This is a genomic window from Bifidobacterium felsineum, from assembly GCF_002802915.1.
Lineage (GTDB): Bacteria > Actinomycetota > Actinomycetes > Actinomycetales > Bifidobacteriaceae > Bifidobacterium > Bifidobacterium felsineum.
In genome coordinates, this window is the sequence record NZ_PEBJ01000002.1 from 268,557 (window position 1) to 289,599 (window position 21,043).

The 21,043-nt window shown below is 56.5% G+C and carries 19 protein-coding genes and 5 tRNA genes; 3 read left to right on the forward strand and 21 right to left on the reverse strand.

All coding sequences use genetic code 11. The features are described from left to right. Positions 1-93: 93 nt before the first annotated feature. The gene (gene der / locus CSQ86_RS04760) at positions 94-2,223 is read right to left on the reverse strand and encodes a bifunctional cytidylate kinase/GTPase Der (RefSeq protein ID WP_100493971.1); all 2,130 of its coding nucleotides are present in this window, start codon (positions 2,221-2,223) and stop codon (positions 94-96) included. Continuing rightward, complete coding sequence (locus tag CSQ86_RS04765) at positions 2,220-2,990, reverse strand: pseudouridine synthase (RefSeq protein WP_100493972.1); 771 nt, start codon at positions 2,988-2,990, stop codon at positions 2,220-2,222. The genes der and CSQ86_RS04765 overlap by 4 nt, the downstream gene beginning before the upstream one ends. Positions 2,991-3,173: 183 nt before the next feature. Here CSQ86_RS04765 and CSQ86_RS04770 point away from each other — a divergent pair, with 183 nt between their 5' ends. Then, positions 3,174-4,124 (forward strand): MIP/aquaporin family protein, encoded by a 951-nt coding sequence (locus tag CSQ86_RS04770; RefSeq protein ID WP_100493973.1) that lies wholly within the window; start codon positions 3,174-3,176, stop codon positions 4,122-4,124. On the opposite strand, the gene CSQ86_RS04775 is transcribed toward CSQ86_RS04770, so the two are convergent. From CSQ86_RS04775 to CSQ86_RS04855, 17 genes are all read right to left on the reverse strand, one after another. Then, complete coding sequence (locus CSQ86_RS04775; RefSeq protein WP_100493974.1) at positions 4,023-4,325, reverse strand: DUF3017 domain-containing protein; 303 nt, start codon at positions 4,323-4,325, stop codon at positions 4,023-4,025. The two genes, CSQ86_RS04770 and CSQ86_RS04775, sit on opposite strands and share 102 nt — an antisense overlap. Before the next feature lie 125 nt (positions 4,326-4,450). Then, on the reverse strand, positions 4,451-6,088 hold the full coding sequence (gene purH, locus CSQ86_RS04780) for a bifunctional phosphoribosylaminoimidazolecarboxamide formyltransferase/IMP cyclohydrolase (protein WP_240542344.1): 1,638 nt from the start codon (positions 6,086-6,088) through the stop codon (positions 4,451-4,453). Beyond that, positions 6,085-7,317, reverse strand: a complete 1,233-nt coding sequence (locus CSQ86_RS04785; RefSeq protein ID WP_479855846.1) for a cell division protein PerM — start codon at positions 7,315-7,317, stop codon at positions 6,085-6,087. Before CSQ86_RS04785 ends, purH begins: the two co-directional genes overlap by 4 nt. A 116-nt stretch (positions 7,318-7,433) precedes the next feature. Next, a complete protein-coding gene (gene sucD / locus CSQ86_RS04790) occupies positions 7,434-8,345 on the reverse strand; it encodes a succinate--CoA ligase subunit alpha (RefSeq protein ID WP_100493975.1) in 912 nt (303 codons plus the stop codon). Beyond that, the gene (gene sucC / locus CSQ86_RS04795) at positions 8,345-9,562 is read right to left on the reverse strand and encodes an ADP-forming succinate--CoA ligase subunit beta (RefSeq protein ID WP_279324744.1); all 1,218 of its coding nucleotides are present in this window, start codon (positions 9,560-9,562) and stop codon (positions 8,345-8,347) included. Before sucC ends, sucD begins: the two co-directional genes overlap by 1 nt. A 76-nt stretch (positions 9,563-9,638) precedes the next feature. After that, on the reverse strand, positions 9,639-10,220 hold the full coding sequence (locus CSQ86_RS04800; protein ID WP_100493977.1) for an adenine phosphoribosyltransferase: 582 nt from the start codon (positions 10,218-10,220) through the stop codon (positions 9,639-9,641). Positions 10,221-10,272: 52 nt separating this feature from the next. Beyond that, positions 10,273-10,698, reverse strand: a complete 426-nt coding sequence (locus CSQ86_RS04805; RefSeq protein ID WP_100494267.1) for a preprotein translocase subunit YajC — start codon at positions 10,696-10,698, stop codon at positions 10,273-10,275. A gap of 89 nt (positions 10,699-10,787) precedes the next feature. After that, the gene (gene ruvB / locus CSQ86_RS04810; RefSeq protein ID WP_100493978.1) at positions 10,788-11,852 is read right to left on the reverse strand and encodes a Holliday junction branch migration DNA helicase RuvB; all 1,065 of its coding nucleotides are present in this window, start codon (positions 11,850-11,852) and stop codon (positions 10,788-10,790) included. After that, positions 11,852-12,478: a Holliday junction branch migration protein RuvA gene (gene ruvA, locus CSQ86_RS04815; protein WP_100493979.1), complete on the reverse strand. Its 627-nt coding sequence runs from the start codon at positions 12,476-12,478 to the stop codon at positions 11,852-11,854. The genes ruvB and ruvA overlap by 1 nt, the downstream gene beginning before the upstream one ends. Before the next feature lie 84 nt (positions 12,479-12,562). Then, positions 12,563-13,147 (reverse strand): crossover junction endodeoxyribonuclease RuvC, encoded by a 585-nt coding sequence (gene ruvC, locus CSQ86_RS04820; RefSeq protein ID WP_100493980.1) that lies wholly within the window; start codon positions 13,145-13,147, stop codon positions 12,563-12,565. A gap of 6 nt (positions 13,148-13,153) precedes the next feature. After that, positions 13,154-13,909 carry a YebC/PmpR family DNA-binding transcriptional regulator gene (locus CSQ86_RS04825; protein WP_100493981.1) on the reverse strand — a complete coding sequence of 252 codons (756 nt, stop codon included), beginning with the start codon at positions 13,907-13,909 and terminating at the stop codon, positions 13,154-13,156. 107 nt (positions 13,910-14,016) lie between these two features. Beyond that, positions 14,017-16,050 (reverse strand): threonine--tRNA ligase, encoded by a 2,034-nt coding sequence (gene thrS / locus CSQ86_RS04830; RefSeq protein ID WP_100493982.1) that lies wholly within the window; start codon positions 16,048-16,050, stop codon positions 14,017-14,019. 274 nt (positions 16,051-16,324) lie between these two features. Then, positions 16,325-16,400 (reverse strand) — tRNA-Gly (locus CSQ86_RS04835). 31 nt (positions 16,401-16,431) lie between these two features. Next, positions 16,432-16,504, reverse strand: a tRNA-Val gene (locus CSQ86_RS04840). Between the two features lie 45 nt (positions 16,505-16,549). Beyond that, positions 16,550-16,624 (reverse strand) — tRNA-Val (locus CSQ86_RS04845). A 42-nt stretch (positions 16,625-16,666) separates the two neighbouring features. Then, a tRNA-Cys gene (locus CSQ86_RS04850) sits at positions 16,667-16,737 on the reverse strand. A 28-nt stretch (positions 16,738-16,765) separates the two neighbouring features. Then, positions 16,766-16,838, reverse strand: a tRNA-Gly gene (locus CSQ86_RS04855). Between the two features lie 156 nt (positions 16,839-16,994). On the opposite strand from CSQ86_RS04855, the gene CSQ86_RS04860 reads away from it, so the two are divergent. Beyond that, positions 16,995-17,828, forward strand: coding sequence for a PAC2 family protein (locus tag CSQ86_RS04860; RefSeq protein ID WP_100493983.1), 834 nt, complete (start codon positions 16,995-16,997; stop codon positions 17,826-17,828). Between the two features lie 119 nt (positions 17,829-17,947). Here the strand turns inward: CSQ86_RS04860 and CSQ86_RS04865 are convergent, their stop codons facing one another. Further along, positions 17,948-18,832, reverse strand: a complete 885-nt coding sequence (locus tag CSQ86_RS04865; RefSeq protein ID WP_100493984.1) for an undecaprenyl-diphosphate phosphatase — start codon at positions 18,830-18,832, stop codon at positions 17,948-17,950. Between the two features lie 140 nt (positions 18,833-18,972). On the opposite strand from CSQ86_RS04865, the gene CSQ86_RS04870 reads away from it, so the two are divergent. Further along, positions 18,973-19,764, forward strand: a complete 792-nt coding sequence (locus CSQ86_RS04870; RefSeq protein ID WP_100493985.1) for a fructosamine kinase family protein — start codon at positions 18,973-18,975, stop codon at positions 19,762-19,764. 93 nt (positions 19,765-19,857) lie between these two features. Here CSQ86_RS04870 and dnaJ read toward each other — a convergent pair whose 3' ends face one another. After that, the gene (gene dnaJ, locus CSQ86_RS04875) at positions 19,858-21,003 is read right to left on the reverse strand and encodes a molecular chaperone DnaJ (protein WP_100493986.1); all 1,146 of its coding nucleotides are present in this window, start codon (positions 21,001-21,003) and stop codon (positions 19,858-19,860) included. Between the last annotated feature and the right edge of the window lie 40 nt (positions 21,004-21,043).

Here is a 21,043-nt window from a genome sequence, read left to right on the forward strand (position 1 = left end):
GCTTGCATGATGCTCATCGAGCATCATGCAAGCCCCCTATCTTCATACAAGCGGCGTATGCAAGCAGCATCGCTGGTACACCGCGCTAGAACACTACTTGCGCTTCTTCTTTTCGCGAATGTTTACCGAAATCTGGATTGGCGTTCCTTCGAAGCCGAACTCCTCACGAAGCTGGCGTTCGATGTAACGGCGGTAGCCGTGCTCCAAGAAGCCGGTGGCGAAGATTACGAAACGTGGCGGGCGCGTGGAAGCTTGCGTGGCGAACAGGATACGCGGCTGCTTGCCACCTCGCAATGGATGCGGATGCGCGGCCTGAATCTTACCAAGGAACGCGTTGAGCTTGCCGGTGGGGATACGCTGGTCCCAGGATTCCAGAGCGGTATGCATCGCATTGGACAGACGATTCGTGTGCCAGCCTGTCTTGGCGGAAAGGTTCACACGCTGAGCCCAGGTCACGCGGTCGAACTCGGTGTTCCACAAACGTTCCAAACGCTGTTTGTCGAATTCGTCCATCGCATCCCATTTATTGAACACCAGCACGATTGCGCGGCCGGCATCCACGGCGGTGGACATAACTTTCAGATCCTGATCGGAAATCGGCTGGGAGGCATCGAACAGAATCAGTGCCAGTTCGGAACGCTCGATTGCGGCTTGGGTGCGTAGCGAGGAATAGTATTCCGCGCCTGTCAGTTTATGCTGGCGTCGCTTGATGCCTGCAGTATCAATGAACAGCCAGTTCTCACCGTCGATATCGATGATTTCATCAACGGGGTCGCGTGTGGTACCGGCCAGATCGTTGACCACCGAACGCTCCTCGCGAGCCAGTTGGTTGAGCAGGGAGGACTTGCCCACATTCGGGCGGCCGACCAGCGCGATACGACGCAGATTGGAAGGAGTCAGGAATCCGGAGGTCTTCTCTGCCTTCTTGAGCTTGTCAAGTGCGGCATCGAGCAGTTCGCCCACACCTCTGCCGTGCATGGCGGAAACCGGATACGGTTCGCCCAAACCAAGCTTCCAGAATTCAGCGGCCATATATTCGCTGGCGTGGTCATCGATTTTATTGACGGCCAACGTCACCGGCTTGCCGGCGGCGCGCAGCATCTTGACAATACGCTCATCGGTATCGGTCATGCCCACCTGAGCATCCACCACGAACACCACAGCGTCGGCAAGCTGAACAGCCACCTGAGCCTGAGAGGCAATGGCGGAGTCGATGCCCTCTACATCGGCCTCCCAACCACCGGTATCCACAAGCTTGAAATCAGTGCCGGCCCATTCGGCATCGTAGCTTACGCGGTCGCGCGTCACACCCGGGGTGTCCTCCACCACAGCGGCGCGGCGGCCGAGGATACGGTTCACGAGGGAGGACTTGCCCACATTCGGGCGGCCCACTACAGCCAACACGCCTACCGGCTTGGGGCCCGACTTGCGCGTGCCTTCGGTAAAGCCGCGTCCGGAAATCAGTGCCTCATCCGCCTCGTCGAGATCGTAGCCTTCGAGATTGGCGGCGTACTGTTCATATTCCTGATTCTCGATGGCGTCTTCCACCAAACCGATGAGCACATCAAGCGTATGCTCGAAATCCATATCGGAGTTGTCGACGGTGGTCACGCCATCCGCCGCGGTCATAAAGCTGGTGACCTTGGAATCGGCCTTATCTCGGGCGGCGACATCTTCAGCACCTACGCCTGAGACGGCTTGACCGGTGCGACGAGCCTGACGGACCTCCTCGCGGGCGGTCAGCAGCACGCGCACCTCGGCATCCGGAGCGACGACAGTCGTGATATCGCGGCCCTCGGCCACGATGCCCAAGCCGCCGGAGAAAGAATCCGCAGAAGCCTCACGAGCGATATAGGCGCGCTGCGCAGCAATCAGCACATTGCGCACGGGAATCACATTGGAGACCTTCGATACATGGGAGGAGACCTCCGAAGAGCGAATGGCCTCGGAAATATCCTCGTCGTCGGCGAAGACTCGTGGATCATCAGGATCCACGGAAATATCGAAGTGATCGCCGGTGAAGAACTCGCCCACCGCTTCGGTGACGATGCGCTCATCCACGGTCTCGGCATCAAGGTCGATGCCCTGCTTCAAGCACCACCATGCACAGGCACGATACATGGCACCTGTATCGAGGTAAGCGTATCCGAAATATTTGGCCAATGCCTTCGATGTGGACGATTTCCCCACACCGGCAGGGCCGTCAATGGCAACGCGGATCACAGACCGACCTCCTTGGAAAGCGAACGCACTTCAGTCTGGGACAGCACACGGTAGGAACCGGATTTCAGATCGCCAAGTTTGATCGGACCAATCTGGGTGCGAACCAGTCGCTTGACCGGGAACCCAATCGAGCCGAAGATACGGCGGACAATGCGGTTTTTACCGGAATGCAGCACGACTTTAACCATCGTGTAATCGCGGTTGGCGTCGATAATGGCGCAGTGATCGAGCTTGATCCAGCCGTCATCGAGCTGCACGCCGGTCTTCACCAGACGACGGCACACGGTGCCGGACAGCTTGCCCTCGACGGTGGCGATATAGGTCTTCTCGACCTCGTATTTCGGATGCATGACGTGCTGAGACAGCTCGCCGTCATTGGTCATCAAGATAAGGCCTTCGGAATCGTAATCCAAACGGCCCATGTGGAAGATGCGTTCGTACTTATCTCCCACGATATCGCGCAATGTATAGCGGCCCTTCGGATCGTCCATTGCGGACAGTACCTTGCGCGGCTTGTTCAGTGCGAGGGTCACATGGTTCGGGTTCACGCGTACACGAGAACCATCCACACGCACCTGCTGAGTTTTGGGGTTCACGCGGGAACCGAGTTCGGTGACCAGTTCGCCATCTACTTCAACGCGACCTTCGATGATCATGTCCTCGCACTTGCGGCGAGATCCGAAGCCCGCCTGAGCGAGAAGCTTCTGAAGACGAATGGAATTGGAATCATCATGCGCTTTCTGAGCGCGAGAATATGCGTTTGGCATCGTTCTCCCAACGTGGCCGGGCAGGTTGTTATGTCAACCTGAATCTAACAATCGGGTTGGCGTGGCTGAAATTCTCAGCTATTTCCAACCTTTACATAATACCGCATGGCCGGACTACTGATAGACTGGCAACCGTTTGTGCGGGTTCTCCCGCCTTCCAATAGATGAAAAGGATTGCAAATCATGGAAGAAACTAAGCAACAGCCTCTGGCCTTGCGCGTCTGCGCCGAATTGGCCGGCAGCCTTCTGCTGTGCTTCGCCATCTACGCGTTCTCCACATGGGGATCCGCCGTATATGGTGTGAATGTCGTATTCATCCCGTTCGCCACCGGTTTGGCCTACGCGGTGATCACTTCACTGTTCTCCCGCATTTCCGGTGGACAACTGAACCCGGCGGTCACCGTGGCCGCGGTGCTGACTTCTAAGACTCCGCTGGTGGAGGGCATCCTGTATGTGATTGCCCAGGTTGTCGGTGCCATCGCAGCTGCGTTCGCCGTAGTCAAGCTGCTTCCTACTTCCGAGCAGGTCGCGGCCAAAGTGTGGCTCTCCCCTGCTGTCAATGGTTTTGAGCAGGGTTCCGTTTCTTACACGCTGCTTACCCAGTATGGTATTACGTTCTCCGTAACTTTGGCGATTGCCGTGGAGGTCGTTGCTTCCCTGATCGTCGTGGGCGCGGCGATGTCTTCGATGAACAAGGCTGATGAATTCAATGGCCGTTACGCACTCACAATGGGTGGCGCCTATGCCATTGCCGTAGCTATCAGCTATCCGGTGACCGGTGCTGGTCTCAATCCGGCTCGCTCCACTGGTATTGCTTTGGCTGCAGTGAATGAAGGACTGACGCAGAATCCGCTGCAGCAGCTGTGGGTCTTCTGGATTGCGCCGGTTCTTGCCGCCGCCATTGTGGCTCTGGTGATGATCGTAGTGCAGATGGCTACTGCCGCAAAGCCGAAGGCTGTAGCCGATGCTGTCGCAGAAACCGCCGAGGGCGGGGACGTCGAGCAGGAGCCGCTTGATGACGCTTCTGACGCGTCAGCGGAAGAAGGCGCTGGAGAACAGGCCGAAGAAGCTGAAGTACGTGATCAGCAGACCGAATCCCAGAGCGATGCCGATGAAGGAGTCGAACGCGACTGATCGCACTTTCCACGGGCTTTTCTCGCGCATAGCCAGTCGAATCAGCCCGGTGGTGATGGCCGTCACGGATAGTAATACCGTGGCGGCCATTGTGTATCCGAAGCCCGCCACGACGGCAACGGCAACGACAACACCCAGAACGATCCATTCGAACCAAGGCTTGCCTTCATGCGCTTCGGATACAAAGGGATGATTATGCATGGTGCTCTTTCCTGCGATACTTGAAAACGATTATTCACATATATGATACGGCTCCCACCACCAATAAGTGATGGGAGCCGCATCGCTTGCTATAGTGTCGCAAGCAAATCAGTGATCAGTAACGATCAGTGGAAGAAGTGACGGGTACCGGTCAGATACATGGTCACGCCAGCCTTCTTGGCGGCTTCGATGACTTCTTCATCACGGATCGAACCACCAGGCTGTACGATGGCCTTCACGCCTGCGTCGATGAGCACCTGCGCACCATCGGCGAACGGGAAGAACGCATCGGATGCGGCAACGGAACCAGTGGCACGATCAGCACCATCGGCCAGCGTATTGGCGCGCTCGACCGCTAGATGGCAGGAATCCACACGGTTGACCTGGCCCATACCGATGCCCACGGTCGCCTGATCGTGAGCCAGCAGAATGGCGTTGGACTTCACGCAGCGGATGGCGCGCCAAGCAAACACCAAATCCTTCAGGGTATCGGCATCAGCAGCTTCGCCGGAAACCAGCTTCCAAGCATCGGGATCGTCACCGGTGGCATTGATCAGATCAGTGTCCTGAACCAACAAGCCGCCATCGATCTGACGCACAGATTCGTGGCCCTTCGGCGGCTCGGCAACCTTCAGAATACGCAGGTTCTTCTTTTTGGTCTGCAGCAGTTCCAGAGCATCGGCGTCATAGTCAGGAGCCACGATGACCTCGGTGAAAATCGGTCGTACGCTCTCGGCCATTTCAAGCGTCACCTTGGAGTTGCAGGCAATCACGCCGCCGTAAGCACTCATCGGATCGCAAGCGTGAGCTTTCTTGTGCGCTTCGGCCGCAGTGGCGCCGATGGCCAGGCCGCATGGATTGTTGTGCTTGACCACGGCAACAGCGATGGCAGGAGCCATATCCCACACGGTACGCCATGCGGCATCGGCATCCACATAGTTGTTGTAGCTCATCGGCTTGCCGCCAAGCTGCTCGGCATGCGCGAAGCCGGTCTGATTCAGCGGGTCAACATACAAGGCAGCTTGCTGATGGGAGTTCTCACCGTAGCGAAGGGTGTGAGCACGATCCCAGGTGCGGGTGTATTGTGCCGGGAACTTCTGGGAGTTGACTTCAGTACCCTGATCATCCTTATCCACTTCAACGGATTCCAGGGAAGCTGGCTTCGTCCAGTGCTTGGAGGTCCATTCATTGATTGTTGCGTCGTAGGCAGCGGTGTGAGCGAAAGCCTTGGCCGCAAGCCACTTGCGTTCTTCCAGAGAGAATCCGGTGCCGTCTGCCACTCGGGCGGCGACCAATGCATAATCGGCAGGATCGGTCACAATGGCGACGGTCGCATGGTTCTTTGCTGCGCCACGCACCATGGACGGGCCGCCGATGTCGATTTTTTCGATGGTGTCGGCCTCATTGGCGCCGGAACGAACGGTGTCGGCGAACGGATACAGGTTCACGACGACCAAATCGAACGGCTTGATGCCAAATTCCTCAAGCTGCCTGGCATGCTCCGGATTGGTCATATCGGCGAGGATACCGGCGTGAATATAAGGATGCAGCGTCTTGACACGACCGTCCAGGCATTCGGGGAAACCGGTGACATCAGACACCTCAGTAACCTTGACGCCCAGCTCGGCGAGCTTCTTTGCGGTTGATCCAGTGGATACGACTTCGGTACCTGCCTTCACGAACGCGTCGGCGAGTACTTCGATTCCCTCCTTGTGGAAAACGGAAACCAGTGCCCGTCGTATCGGCCTGTTCGTGTTTGTCATCCTTGTTCCTCCTTGGATTCTTGGGGTTGTGACACGTCTGATTTCGGCTTGGTGCTGGCACTTGAAGCCGAAGGAACGGTGACGTTGGAAGACTTGGTTTTTCCAACTATCCAGAATATCGAAAAAACGAGTGCTGTGCCAATCAACGCGACAAGCCATGCCGTTGCGAGTCCTAATGCCGTTGGGTGGCCGACGGCCCTGGTGGAGACCATGACATTCACGCCTACATCGGCAAGACGATGCTTGCCCAATGAACCGTTCGATAGCGCGAACAGCAGTGTGAAGCCCAAGGATACGAGTACGGCGCCTATGCAGAACGAGACCGCGGGATAGACCAAATCCAGCACCACTGAGGCGCGCATACGTGCATCGCGCACTTTCATCGGTCGGTACTGGAGTCCCTGAGGCAGGAAAAGCACAAGAAGACCGACGAGAAGAGCGACTGCGAACGGGGTGTACATGGCAACGGTACGCCACATTTCGCTGGTTACCGGTTCGGGAAGAATGCCGAACGCCGGTACCGCGGGCAGTGAATTGGACTGACCCACCCATAGCGTGAAGTTGGCGAGTTCCCCGATGGCGAACCCTGCGCCGAACAGCCAGGATATGGCCCAGATCATTACGTTCGGCAACCATATCAGCATGGCTGTGGTGGTGAGGATTCGTGATCCCATCTCCATGCCCGACATATTGAATATGGACACCACTGCCGCGTTGTTAAGCACTATCCAGATGATGACCGTGATGAATCCGGCAACAAGATACAATGCCGACACGATGGCACCGATAATGCCACCTAAGGTGAGTGAACGAACGGCTTGCGTGGAGAACAGTTCCCGCGCTTTCATATTCATCGACTTCAAGAAGTCGGAGTGAATCAGTACTGCAAGACCGTAGCCTAGAGCAAAGATGAGTGCGGCTTTGAGCAGGACCAGCCATTGCGGGTCAACCAATCCCCCGCCTATCGAGCGTCTGAACGACTCGTTGATGATTAGCCAAGTAACTAAACCGGCCGCTCCCGCATGGATGGAAAGAGCCTTCAGCCTGATGATCAAGGCCTCAATAAGCCAGATCAGCAAAACGGTAAGAAGCAGGGGAATAATGGTAAGCGTTACGGCATCGGTCTCGAAACCGGAACCTTCGCTTAGCAGCACTATCGCCTGCGTAAGCGTTACCGTGCTGCCCGTGAGATTGTCACCGCCTTCTTCCATGGAGATGACGAGCAGCATCAAGGCTATGTAACATCCGATTGCAATGGCATACACAGCCATGGATGCGAGAGCGACAACTATCCCCCGCACCCATTGGCGTATCACTGTTTTCATAAAGACCGTTCTACAGGCGATCAGATGATATTGGCCTTAGCAAGCAAATCACGCATGATTTGCGCAGCTTGGCCAGGAGTTTTACCTACAGGGATTCCCGCTGCTTCAAGAGCGTCCTTCTTGTCCTGGGCAGTGCCCTTGCCGCCGGAGACAATGGCACCGGCATGGCCCATCTGCTTACCTTCAGGAGCAGTGAAACCTGCGATATAGGCAACAACGGGCTTGGTCATATGCTCTTTGGCCCATGCAGCTGCCTCCTGCTCGGCGAAGCCGCCGATTTCACCGATCATCATGACGGCCTTGGTGTTGGGATCGGCCTCGAAAGCCTCCAATGCCTCAAGCAGGGTGGTGCCGACGATTGGATCGCCACCAGCACCAAGGCACGCCGTGAATCCGATGTCGGAAAGCTCACCCATCAGTTGGTAGGTCAAGGTGCCGGACTTCGACACCAGACCCAGAGGGCCACGTCCCACGATGCCGTCCGGGATAATGCCGAGATTGACGCCGGGGTCTCCCAATGTGACCAGTCCCGGGCAATTCGGGCCGATGATACGCACGCCCCTCTCCAGGGCCAGCTCGACGAAGTATGCGGAATCCGCTACCGGAATACCCTCAGTGATTACAACGATGAGCTTGATGCCGGCTTCCACGGCTTCCACAATCGCGTTCTTGGCAAAACGCGGAGGTACGAACACTACACTGGCCTGTGCGCCAGTGGCCTCACGTGCCTCACCGCAGGTGGCATACACCGGTATGTCCACGTCTTCGCCATTGCGGGCGGCTGCAAAGGTCACAGCCGTGCCTGCCTTACGTGGGTTGACACCACCGACGATGTTGGTGCCGGCCTTGAGCATACGGGCGGTGTGAGTCATGCCCTGATGACCGGTTATGCCCTGAACGATGACGGGTGCTCCGTCTTCAACAAACAACATCAGCGAATCTCCTTGGACTGAGTGGCCTCAGCGGCAAGTTGGGCAGCCTTCTGAGCTGCGCCTTCCATGGTTTCAGACACATGAATGGTCGGATTGGCGGCCTCGGCGAGAATATGCAGGCCTTCGGCTGCCGCATTGCCATCGAAACGTACGACGATTGGCTTGGAACTGCCCAGTGTCTTGACGGCTTCGAGAATGCCGTTGGCCACCTCCACGCAGGAGGTGATGCCACCATAGACATTGATGAATACCGATTCGACCTGCGGATCGGAAAGCACGATTTCGAGGCTTTGGGCCATGACCGCGGCGGAAGCACCGCCACCGATGTCCAGGAAGTTTGCCGGTTTGATGCCGGTTCCCTGCTCCTCGCCTGCGCCCGATACGGCGTCGAGCGAGCTCATGACAAGGCCTGCGCCATTGCCGATGACGCCTACTTCGCCGTGCAGGTGCACATAATGCAGTCCATGCTCACGAGCTTTCTGCTCGAACGGATCGGGGATGATCGGGTCGACGAAACGTGTCCATCCATCATGGCGGAATGCGGCATTGTCATCCAAGGAGATTTTTGCGTCAAGTGCGCAAAGTTGCTTGGTGGATTCGTCATCCGGGTCACCGATCTTGGCCAACGGGTTGATCTCCACCAGCGTGGCGTCGTTCTCCTTGAAGCAGCGCCACATCTTCAGCAGAATCTGAGCGGCCTGATCGACGTCAGCATGATAGAAACCGATGCTTTCGGCCATCTTGGTCGCGGCCTCAAGGTCGAAGTCGCCCAGTGCTTCAATGTGCAGGCGCTTGACCGATTCCGGGTGCTCTTTGGCGATTTCCTCAACCTCGGTGCCACCGTTGGCGGTGGCGAGTACATCAAAATCACGGGAAGTGCGATCCACGGAAATGGACACGTAGTATTCGTGCAGGATGTTCTTGGCTTCAGCCACCAGCACACCGGACACCTTGTGACCATGGATGGTCATCGGAAGGATGCTCTCCGATTCAAGAATGGCCTCATCGCGATTGTGAGCGATTTTCACACCGCCCGCCTGACCACGATGTCCGATTTTTACCTGTGCCTTGATAACGCATGGGTAACCGATTTTATCGGCGGCTTCGGCGACTTCATGGGAGTTCTGGGCGAAAATGGCACCCGGAGTGGGGATGTCCTGTTCCTCAAGCAACTCTCGCGCCTGGTATTCGTAAAGGTCCATGGATCCTTCCCTAATGAAATGAATAATCCGGCATGTAACTGTACATGTTACATGCCGGACCTCATAAAGCGGCGATTAACTGGTGAGACAATCAGGCTGGCATCGAAATAAGCGAGCTCACTGGCACATCGCCCAATTTGTCAAGACCATCCAAGCCATTGAGCTTCATCACGAAGCTGAATCCTGCGACCTTGCCTCCGGCCTTCTCGATGAGATCGGCCGCGGCTTTGGCGGTGCCGCCGGTGGCGATAAGATCGTCGACGACCAATACACGTTCACCCTCATGAATCGCGCTGGTCTCGATCTCAACGCTTGCCGTGCCGTACTCGAGGTCATACGACTCGCCGATGGTCTCCGGCGGAAGCTTGCCCGCCTTGCGGACGGCAATGAACCCCTTGTTGAAGTGTTCGGCAAGGGATGGTCCGAACAAGAAGCCTCGGGACTCAAGTCCGGCGATGGCATCGAATTCATCCGGCTTCACTGGCAGCGCTTCCTCAAGCGCCTTGAGCAGGATTTTAAGACCGCGCGGATCGGCAATCACCGGCATGAAATCACGGAAGATAATACCTTCTTTCGGGAATCCCGGTACGGAACGAACGAGGGAGACCAGATATTCGGCATCTTCCTTGCCTACGATGTTGAGTGCTTCGATTGTGATATCCGACTGTGCCATGTTGCTCGCCTTTATCAGTTAGTAACGGATGACTGCTCTACCTAGGAAAACCCTACTTGGTCTCAGTTTCGTTGTTGTTGCCTTCTGTGGCATCGGACTGGGAATCGCCTTCGACAACGGTGGTGTCGATCGGCTCCTGTCCGGCCTCGTCATTGGCGGGAGCCTCGTTGGAATCCTCCTGCTGCAGCGGGTTGCCGTTCTCGTCAACCTCGTCATCGGAGACGTACGCGGGGCGAACATATTCGCGGGCAATGGCATTGAAACCGAAACGAAGCTTGGAGCCTTCGGAGTCGATGACGATCTCCTCGTACTGCTCGTCGACTTCCACGACCTTACCGATGACCTGACCAATGGTGATGACCTCAGTGCCCGGCTTCAGGTTACGACGGAAGTCCTGCTTCTCGGCCTGCTGCTGCTTGGCCTTCTTGGACTGCCACCACATCATGCCACCGATGACCACGATCATGACGATAAGCATTGCGTATGAAGAATTCACGGAAAACTCCTTTAGAACAACGGCTAAGACATCTATTGACATATAGCCGGATTGTGCAAACAGGCAAAAGTCTAGAAGAGCTTGCTGACATCATCGCTGGGAGTGAGACCCAGATGCTGCCATGCCTTTTCGGTTGCCACACGTCCCTTGGGCGTTCGAATCAGGAAGCCTTCACGCACCAGATACGGTTCGCATACCGTCTCCACTGTCTCCGATTCCTCGCCTACCATAGCGGCAAGATTGTTAAGTCCTACTGGCCCTCCATTGAAGTTGCGCACGATGGCATTCAAGACGGCGATATCCAAACGATCCAAACCTTCCGAATCGATTTGATACAAGGCCAAGGCTTCCTTTACATCCGCCGGACGTACCACGATAAGGTCATGGACGATGGCCCAATCGCGTACGCGGCGCAGCAGCCGGTTGGCGATACGCGGTGTGCCACGGGAGCGTAACGCCAATTCATGTGCCGAGCCTTCATCCAAATTGACGCCCAACACATTGGCTGAACGTTCGATCAGCTTCTCCAGCTCCTCATGTGGATAGAAGTCCAAATGGGCGGTAAAGCCGAAACGAGCTCTCAACGGGCTGGGCAGCATGCCCTCGCGCGTGGTAGCACCAATTACGGTAAAGCGAGGAAGAGTGAGCGGAATGGAGCTTGCTCCCGGGCCCTTGCCGACCATGACGTCCACACGGAAATCCTCCATGGCAATATAGAGCAACTCTTCCGCGGCTCTTGGCAGACGATGGATTTCGTCGATGAACAGGACCTCTCCAGTGTCCAGAGAACTCAGAATCGAGGCCAAGTCCCCCGCATGCTGAACAGCCGGCCCGGAAGTAACGCGAATCGGCACCTCTAATTCGTTGGCTACAATCATGGCCAACGTGGTTTTACCGAGTCCTGGAGGACCCGCAAGCAGAATATGATCCGGTGGAACATCACGTTTGCGAGCGGCGTCCAGGAACAACTGGAGCTGAGCTTTGAGTCTAGGCTGGCCGATGAAACCATCCAGAACATGTGGGCGCAGCTCTTCGTCGCTGACGGGCTCATTGCCGATCGGCTGCGAGGAAACCATGCGCAGGGATTCCTCATTGGCACCGGTGTTTGACGTGCCGAAATCCAGTGATTCGTTCATTAACGTCCCCTATCCATAAGCGCGAGGGCGAAGCGTAGCACTCGTGGCACGTCCTCAGCGGCCAGCGGTGTATTGATGTCGTTGTCGGCAATGGCTTCTTTCACCGCCTGCTGTGCATCCTGCTGACGCCATCCCAGGGAGATCAGACCTTCCACAACCTGTTCCATACCGGCGTCCACTGGCTGATGCGTTGCGACCTCAGGAGCCTTAGCTCCTTCGATTTGAGACAGGTCAATAGATCCTTTCAGTTCCAGAATGATTTTCTGCGCACCTTTCTTGCCGAGGCCCGGGGCCTTGGCAAGGGCTGTCGCGTCATTATCGGCAATGGCATGTGCAAGTTGGATCGGAGTCAGTGTGGACAGTAACGATTGCGCGACCTTCGGCCCGATACCGGATACCTTGATGAGTTGGAGGAAGGTTCTCTTGGCGTCCTTATCAAGAAAACCATGTAACGTTACGGCGTCCTGAGAAATATTCATATAGGTATACACGCGGGTTTCCTGGCCGACGTGTATTCTGCCGAGATCGGAAACCGACATCCGAACCTCGTACCCGACTCCCCCAACATCGATGAGTGCGCTATCGGATTCCACCGACTCGACTCGGCCGGTTAGCATACCAATCATTTATGCTCCCTTCACGCCGTGGCATGCATGCATATGGCAGTAATGCATGCGCAATCACATAATCGAACAACTGTTCGAAGTATACTACATACCACGGTCGTGGTTCATACGGCGACGTGCCGTGTGCTGTGCGGCTTCGGCCCATTGCCGTTGTGCGGGAGTCAAGTGTTGCTCCCGTTCTCCGCCTTGTAGTGCGCCTGCTGGGCGCAGAGCATGACATATGGCCAATGCCAGAGCATCGGCGGCGTCGGCCGGAGTGGGCATTTTCGTGAGATTCAGGATACGTGTGACCATACGCTCCACTTGGATTTTCTGCGCCTGTCCATTGCCGGTGATTGCCAATTTCGCTTCGGTCGGTGTATGCAAGGCAACAGGGATATTGCGCTGCGCGGCTGCCAGCATGGCCAGTCCCGCAGCTTGTGCCGTGCCGAGTACGGTGTTGCGGTTGGACTGTGCAAACACACGTTCGATGGATACGCTATCGGGGGCGAAACGATCCATTTTTTCAGACAATCCATTGTAGATTGCTAACAGACGCAGATCTTGGGAGATGTCCGGAGAAGATCGAACAACGTCGACGTGAATAAACGAAAGCCGGCGATGCTCGCCGGCTTCGATCACGCCGACCCCGCAGCGTGTAAGCCCGGGATCGACGCCAAGAATAATCACTGGTGATTACTCCTCATCAAGCTGGGCCATGACCTCGTCGGAAGCGGTCCAGTTGGAGTAGATGTTCTGCACATCGTCCAGATCATCGAGGTTATCGATGAGTTTGGAGACCTTGCGAGCATCGTCGAGGCTCAGTTCCACCTCGTTCTTCGGCTGCATGACCTGATCAGCGGAATCGTAGTCGAAGCCTGCCTCCTGCAGGGCCTTACGTACGGTGAACAGATCGGACGGGCCGGTGATGACGGTGTAGACTTCGCCGTCATCGGTCACATCTTCGGCACCAGCCTCAGCGGCAGTCTCGAAGAGCTTGTCGTAATCCACGCCTTCGGAAGGAACCACGATCTGGCCCTTACGCTCGAAGTTGAAGGACACGGAACCGGAGGTGGCCAGAGAGCCGTTGCCCTTGGTCAGGGTGGAACGGACTTCTGCGGCAGCACGGTTGCGGTTATCGGTCAGGCACTCGATGATGAGGCCGACGCCTGCGGGAGCGTAGCCCTCGTATACGATGTCCTCGTAGTTGGCGGCACCGTCTTCGGCACCGGAACCACGCTTGACGGCGCGGGCGATGTTATCTGCCGGCATGGAGGCCTTCTTGGCCTTGTAGATGGCGTCGTACAGGGACGGGTTACCGTCCGGGTCACCACCGCCGAGACGGGCGGCGATTTCGATGTTCTTGATGAGCTTGGCGAAGAGCTTGCCGCGCTTAGCGTCGATAGCGGCCTTCTTGTGCTTGGTGGTCGCCCACTTGGAATGACCTGACATTGGTGCTCCTAGCGATTAAACGAATGATGTCAAACGGAATGATTGTAGGCCGGTAATCAGACATAGCCGATTACCGGCCTTATGCATCTGCATTGAGATTGAGGAGATTAGTCCTCGACGGCGGCCTTGAAGTCGTCGGCGGAGTTGACCTGAACGCGCTTCTTGATCACAGTGAGAATCTGTTCGCGGGCCTGGTCAACCGGTACACCATTGAGCTGGCTACCGTCACGGAAGCGGAAGCTCACGGCGTTGTTGTTCATGTCTTCCTCACCAACGATGAGGATGAACGGCACCTTGGACTTGGATGCGTTGCGAATCTTCTTGCCGAAGCGATCGTCAGAGTAGTCGATCTCGCAGCGGACCATGTCCTCTTCCAGCGACTTGACGAACTCGGCCAGATGCGGTGCGAACTCGTCGGCAACCGGAACGCCAAGTACCTGGACCGGCGCCAGCCATGCCGGGAACGCGCCTGCGTAGTGCTCGAGCAACACGGCGAAGAAGCGCTCGATGGAGCCGAACAGTGCGCGGTGAATCATCACAGGGCGCTGATGGGTGCCATCCTTGGCGATGTATTCGAGCTGGAAACGCTCGGGCAGGTTGAAGTCGAGCTGGATGGTCGAGACCTGCCAGGTGCGGCCGATGGCGTCACGGGCCTGCACGGAGATCTTCGGGCCGTAGAAGGCGGCGCCACCCGGATCAGCCACGAGGTCGAGGTGGGATGCCTCAGCGACTTCACGCAAGGTGTTGGTGGCTTCCTCCCAGATTTCATCGGAGCCGACGTACTTGTCTGGATCCTTGGTGGAAAGCTCCAGGTAGAAGTCGGACAGACCGAAGTCGCGCAGCACCTTGAGCACGAAGGTCAGGAGGTTGGTCAGTTCGTCCTTCATCTGCTCGCGGGTGCAGTAGATGTGGGAATCGTCCTGAGTCAAGCCGCGCACGCGGGTCAGGCCATGCACTTCGCCGGACTTCTCATAGCGGTACACAGTGCCGAACTCGAAGAGGCGCAGCGGCAGCTCACGGTAGGAACGCTGGCGGGACTTGAAGATCAGGTTGTGCATCGGGCAGTTCATTGGCTTCAGGTAGTAGTCGGCACCCGGCTTGGTCACGTTGCCTTCCGCGTCGTATTCCTCATCGAGGTGCATCGGCGGGTACATGCCGTCCTTGTACCAGTGCAGGTGTCCGGAAGTCTCGTACAGACCGCCCTTGGTGATGTGCGGGGTCTGCACGAAGCTGTAGTGGTACTTGCGGTGCATCTCACGGGAGTAATCCTCCATCGCGTTGATTACCGCGGCACCCTTCGGATGGAACACGGCCAGACCAGGGCCGATTTCCTCCGGGAAGGAGAACAGATCCATCTCGGCACCGAGCTTACGGTGGTCGCGCTTGGCGGCCTCCTCCAGACGGGTCTGATAGGCCTTCAGATCTTCCTTCGTGGCCCATGCGGTGCCGTAGATGCGCTGCATGGTCGGGTTCTTCTCGGAACCACGCCAGTATGCGGCTGCGGAACGCTCGATCTTGAATGCCTTGATGTAACGGGTGTTCGGCAGGTGAGGTCCGCGGCACAGATCCTTCCAGACCACATTGCCGTCACGGTCCACGTTGTCGTAGAAGCTCAGTTCCTTTTCGGAAATCTCAGTGGCTGCGGCCGGGTCGAGATGAGCTTCCTTGTCCTTGATGAGCTCGATCTTGAACGGCTGGTCAGCTTCCTCGGCCAGTGCTTCCTCTTCGGTCACGGAGCGGCGGCGGAAGGACTGGGAGGATTTGACGATGCGCTGCATGTGCTTCTCAATCTCCTTCAGATCTTCCGGCGTGAACGGCTTATCAACCTGGAAGTCGTAGTAGAAGCCGTCCTTGATGACCGGGCCAACGCCGAGCTTGGCGTTCGGGAAGAGTTCCTGCACGGCCTGGGCCATGACGTGGGTGGCCGAGTGACGCATGATGGCAAGGCCGTCTTCGGAATCGAGGGCGATCGGCATTACGGAGTCACCGTCGTTCAGCGGAGTGTAGAGGTCACGATTCTCGCCGTTGATCTTCACTGCGATGATGTTCTTGTCTTCCGCGAACAGCTCTACGCCAGTGGTGGTTGCTTCCACCTCCTTCGCTTCGCCGTTGACTGTTATGGAGATGGTAGCTTGCGCCATGATTTGTCCTTTTCTATCGGGGCCCGCGGTACTAATGTGCAGGCCTGGACTGGTTAATCAACAGTGGACACGATAGGCACTGCATCAGACAATAGCTCAGACGCGTTGTTATCGTTAACGGGATTGGGCGCTGATGGTTGTGATGCATATGCTCCGGCACACTCAAGGTCGTTCGGCCAAGCCTACGGTCGGAGCACACGCACAACCACCAGCTGCGAATAGCGAATCATGTGTCGGAATATAAGAAAACCTCGCCGAAGCGAGGCTGTTGAACTGGAGCGGACAACGGGACTCGAACCCGCGGTCTCAACCTTGGCAAGGTTGCGCTTTACCAACTAAGCTATGTCCGCAAAGAATCCTGCCGTGAGAAGCAAGATTCAGTGGGCGATGTAGGAATCGAACCTACGACCCCTTCGGTGTGAACGAAGTGCGCTAGCCGCTGCGCCAATCGCCCGAATCAATCGGTATTCAATTATTCCAAGATGAATCTCTTCACCTGTGGTGGGCGATACAAGATTCGAACTTGTGACCCCTTCCGTGTCAGGGAAGTGCGCTACCACTGCGCCAACCGCCCGGGCCTGCATTTGGTGGCAGCAAATTTCTTTACTGCCGTCCGAGGTGGGTACGAGAGTCGAACTCGTCTATACGGCTTTGCAGGCCGCTGCCTAACCGCTTGGCTAACCCACCGTAAGGTCTGTCAACTCATCGGACCTAGAGCGGACAACGGGACTCGAACCCGCGGTCTCAACCTTGGCAAGGTTGCGCTTTACCAACTAAGCTATGTCCGCAATGCTCTCTGCAGTGTTCCCTGCCGAAGCACGAGTGATTACTATACTCACATGCATGTAGTTCGTCCAATCACGGCGTGTCGCCTTGCTGCGGGGCTTGCTCGCTGATGGCTAAAGCACGCATGCAACGCGACTTCGGCACGTTACTCTAGAGGCATGAGTGAAGAAGCGCAGATGTCGAACCCGGTGCTCATTGCCGCGTTCGAAGGATGGAACGACGCATGCCAAGCCGCTACCAACGTTATTCGCTATCTTGTAGGCCGATATGAGTCCCGAGAGATCCGTCATATCAGCTGCGATGGGTATTACGACTATCAAGTGGCTCGTCCTATGATGTGCCATGCCGCCGGTTATGCAAACCTCATCTGGCCTCAGACCACGTTTTATGACATCGCCTTGTCGCCGCAGTACCATCTTTATGCGCAAATTGCTCCGGAGCCCAACTATCGGTGGCGTCAATATTGCAATGAGAGTTTGGCGATTGCCGAGGAACTCGATGTGAATCAAATCATCACCATGGGGTCGATGTTCTCTGATTGCCCGCACACCAGACCATTGCCCTTGTCGATCAGCGATAGTAAATGCCAATGCGAAGGCGATCGTGAGTATAACGGTCCTGTGGGTATTCCCACCGTTCTGGATGTGGCCGCCGCGGATCAGGGATTCGCCCATGCTTCCATGTGGGTTTCCATTCCTCAATACCTTGGCAGTGATGAGTGCGCTGCAGGCACCATACGACTTCTTCATGCACTTGGCAAACACATCGGATACACCTTTGACACCGGCGACTTGCAGTCCAAAGCCGAACAGTGGAAAGCGCAGGCGTCGGTTCTGGTCAGATGCAATGATCAGCTGGGCGATTACGTAAGTCATCTAGAACATGAATACGATTTGAAGAAAAAGGCTGACGAGGAAGCATCACTGGGAGCGCCGCAGGCCGAACAATTGGTCAGGGAAGCGGAAGATTATCTAAGGCAAATGGGCGAATGATGCGGACACGATTATCTGCAGCAGCTATGTGCTTCCGGATATAAGAGTGGGGTACCTGCCATGGCAAAAGGCAGGTACCCCACTCTTGTTCTGTTGAATTGCGTATGGGATTACGCGAGCTAGGCCGCAGCAGCGACGGACGGATCGATAGCCGGCAAGATACCCATCAGCAGTAGGATGGCGACCACCACGGCAAGGCCGATGCGGTAGATGGCGAAGGCCTTGTAGGAGAAGGTGGAGACGAACTTCAGGAAGCCGATGATGACGATGTAGCCGAGGATGAAGCAGACGATGGTAGCTACGATTGTCGGACCCCAACCGGGGAACATTGCATCGGTCTTATAGTTCTTTACGGCCTTAACGGCTTCCAGCAGGCCGGAGCCGAACACTGCAGGAATGGCCATCAGGAAGCTCAAACGGACGGCGGCCTCACGCTCATAACCGAGCGCACGCCCAACGGTAATCGTGCCGCCGGAGCGGGAAACGCCAGGAATCAGAGCCAGGGACTGGCCAAGACCGAACAGGAAGGCGTCGCGATACGTCATATCAGCCATGGTCTTGGACTGACGAGCTCGCGCATCCACAAGCCACAGCAGAATACCGAACAGGAACAGCACGGTCACGGTAATCCACAGATTACGCAGCGTAGTCTCAATCACATTCTGCAAGGTGAAGCCCAGAATGACAATCGGAATCGAACCGACGATAACATTCCAGCCCATCGTGGCGTAGTAATCGCCACGGCCCATGCGGGATTTGAAATCCTTGCCGTTCTTGCCGAACAAGCAGGAGAACCAATGAGTCAGAATGTTGATGATATCGTGACGGAAATACAGGATGACGGCAAGTTCAGTGCCGATTTGAATGATAGCGGTGAATGCGGCACCCGGATCGGAGCCCAGCATCAAATCACCGAAAATACGTATATGCGCGCTGGAGGACACCGGCAGATACTCGGTCAGCGCCTGAATAATGCCAAGAACAATGGCTTGGAAGAAATTCATAACCCCTCTTAATTGCTTACCTATCTCGTAGTTATGACGATGAACACACTACCTAATGGGGTGTAGAACGACACTAAGAATTGCTGACATACTTGGCTTTTACAATACATACGGTACCAGTTACGAGGAAGGGAACAACAATGGCGACGTATCGTAAAAGCAGGGCGTTTGCGCCTCAAGGTTTCTTCGAATGCGAAGGCAAGGGCCTGCAATGGCTCGGTGCAGCACACGCGCAAGGCGGCCCGCGCGTGGTCAAGGTATACGGCTGGGGTAAGGATTATCTGGACATCGAGCGGGTGAGCAGCTCCTCCCCCACGGCGAAGGCCGCATACGATTTTGGTGCCGCTCTGGCTCGAATGCATGACGCCGGTGCCGAATATTTCGGCTCCGCGCCGGATGGGTATGACGGCACTTGCTATTTTGGCCCATTGCAAGATCCGGTGAAGATGGACACCGGTACATGGAACGATCCGATTAGTTATTTCGCCGAAGGGCGGTTGCGCCCGATGGTGGAGCTCGGTGTGAAGCGTGGCGAACTTGACCAGCGCGACGTGGACCTGACTGAGCATGTGATTGAAGCGCTTCCCGATCTGATGGGCCGCGCCGCCGACGATAAGCCGGCTCGAATTCATGGCGATTTGTGGAGCGGCAATGTGATGTGGACGGCTGATTCCGGTCACAGTGAAGCCGTTCTGATTGATCCGGCCGCACATGGTGGCCATCGTGAAGAAGATTTGGCCATGTTGCATCTGTTCGGCATGAGCTACCTGACGCAAATCACCGAAGGCTATCAGTCGGTGCATCCGCTGAAGGCCGGGTGGCAGGAGCGCCTAACCTTGTGGCAGCTCTACCCCATCGCCGGCCATTGCGTGTTCTTTGGCGGCGGTTACGTGAGCGAATACCGTTCGATGTGCCGCTCGTTGCTCGGCTGAATTTGATTCATTAATACGCAATAACTAATAGTAAAAAAAGGTGTGGGTTGTCTTCATCGGCAAGACAACCCACACCTCTTTTTGCGTGTGTGCTCAGCTCAGCGCGTCCTTCAATTTGCTGAAAAATCCGGCTTTCTTCTGCCCGGCCTGCGGGCGGGATGCCTGAGATACATGGGTAGCACCGGTGTCATGCGAGGCGGCGAATTGCTCGATGAGGCTACGCTCATTGTCATCCAGTTTCGTGGGGATGAGCACATTCACATGCGCGATGAGATCGCCGCGTTCATCGTTGTTGCGGATGTTGGTGACGCCGAGGCCCTTCAACGTTACGGTGTCTTCCGGCTGGCAGCCAGCGGGAATGCTCACGGTCTTCTTGCCGTCGAACGTGTCGATATCCAGATCATGGCCGAGCACGGCCCAGCTCATTGGCACCTGAATCCAGCAATGCAGATTATCACCATCGCGGGTGAACTGCTTGTCTGCACGGATGCGAATATCAATGTACAGGTCACCGGCAGCGCCGCCGCCCTCGCCAACTTCGCCCTGATTGGCAAGACGCAAACGCGCGTTGTCCTTGATGCCGGCCGGTACGGTGACGCCGACATTACGCGTCGTGCGCACGCGCCCATGCCCCATGCAGCTTGGACAAGGATTATTGATGATGGTTCCGTGGCCTTCGCAACGTTCGCAAGGCGCGGAAGTCATCATCTGGCCGAGCATGGTACGAACCACTTTCTGCATGAACCCTTGGCCATGGCAATCCGGGCAAGTTACCGGCTGAGATCCGCCCTGTGCGCCGGACCCGCCACATTCCTGGCACAGCGAGAACGTGTTGATCTTCACATGAGCTGTGCCACCGAAGACCGCGGTCTTCAAGTCGATGGAGGCGGAGGCCAGGGCGTCACGACCAGGTTGAGTACGCGGCACCGGGCCCTGCGCGCCACCGCCGAAGGCGGATCCGAAGAACGTTGAGAATACGTCGTTCATATCGCCGAAGCCGCCGGAGAAACCACCGGCACCTGCGTTCGGATCGTTGGGATCCACGCCGGAATCGTACATGCGGCGCTTATCCGGATTGGATAGCACTTCGTATGCGTTGTTGACTTCCTTGAACTTATCTTCGAATTCCGGACCGGCGATGTCGGGGTGGTATTTACGGCTGAGCTTACGGTATGCCTTCTTGATCTCCGTATCGCTCGCGTTACGGTCAACGCCTAGGGTCTCGTAATAATCTGCCACTGATGATTCCTTTTGTGTTCGTTGAGTCTGCGGGTTATTG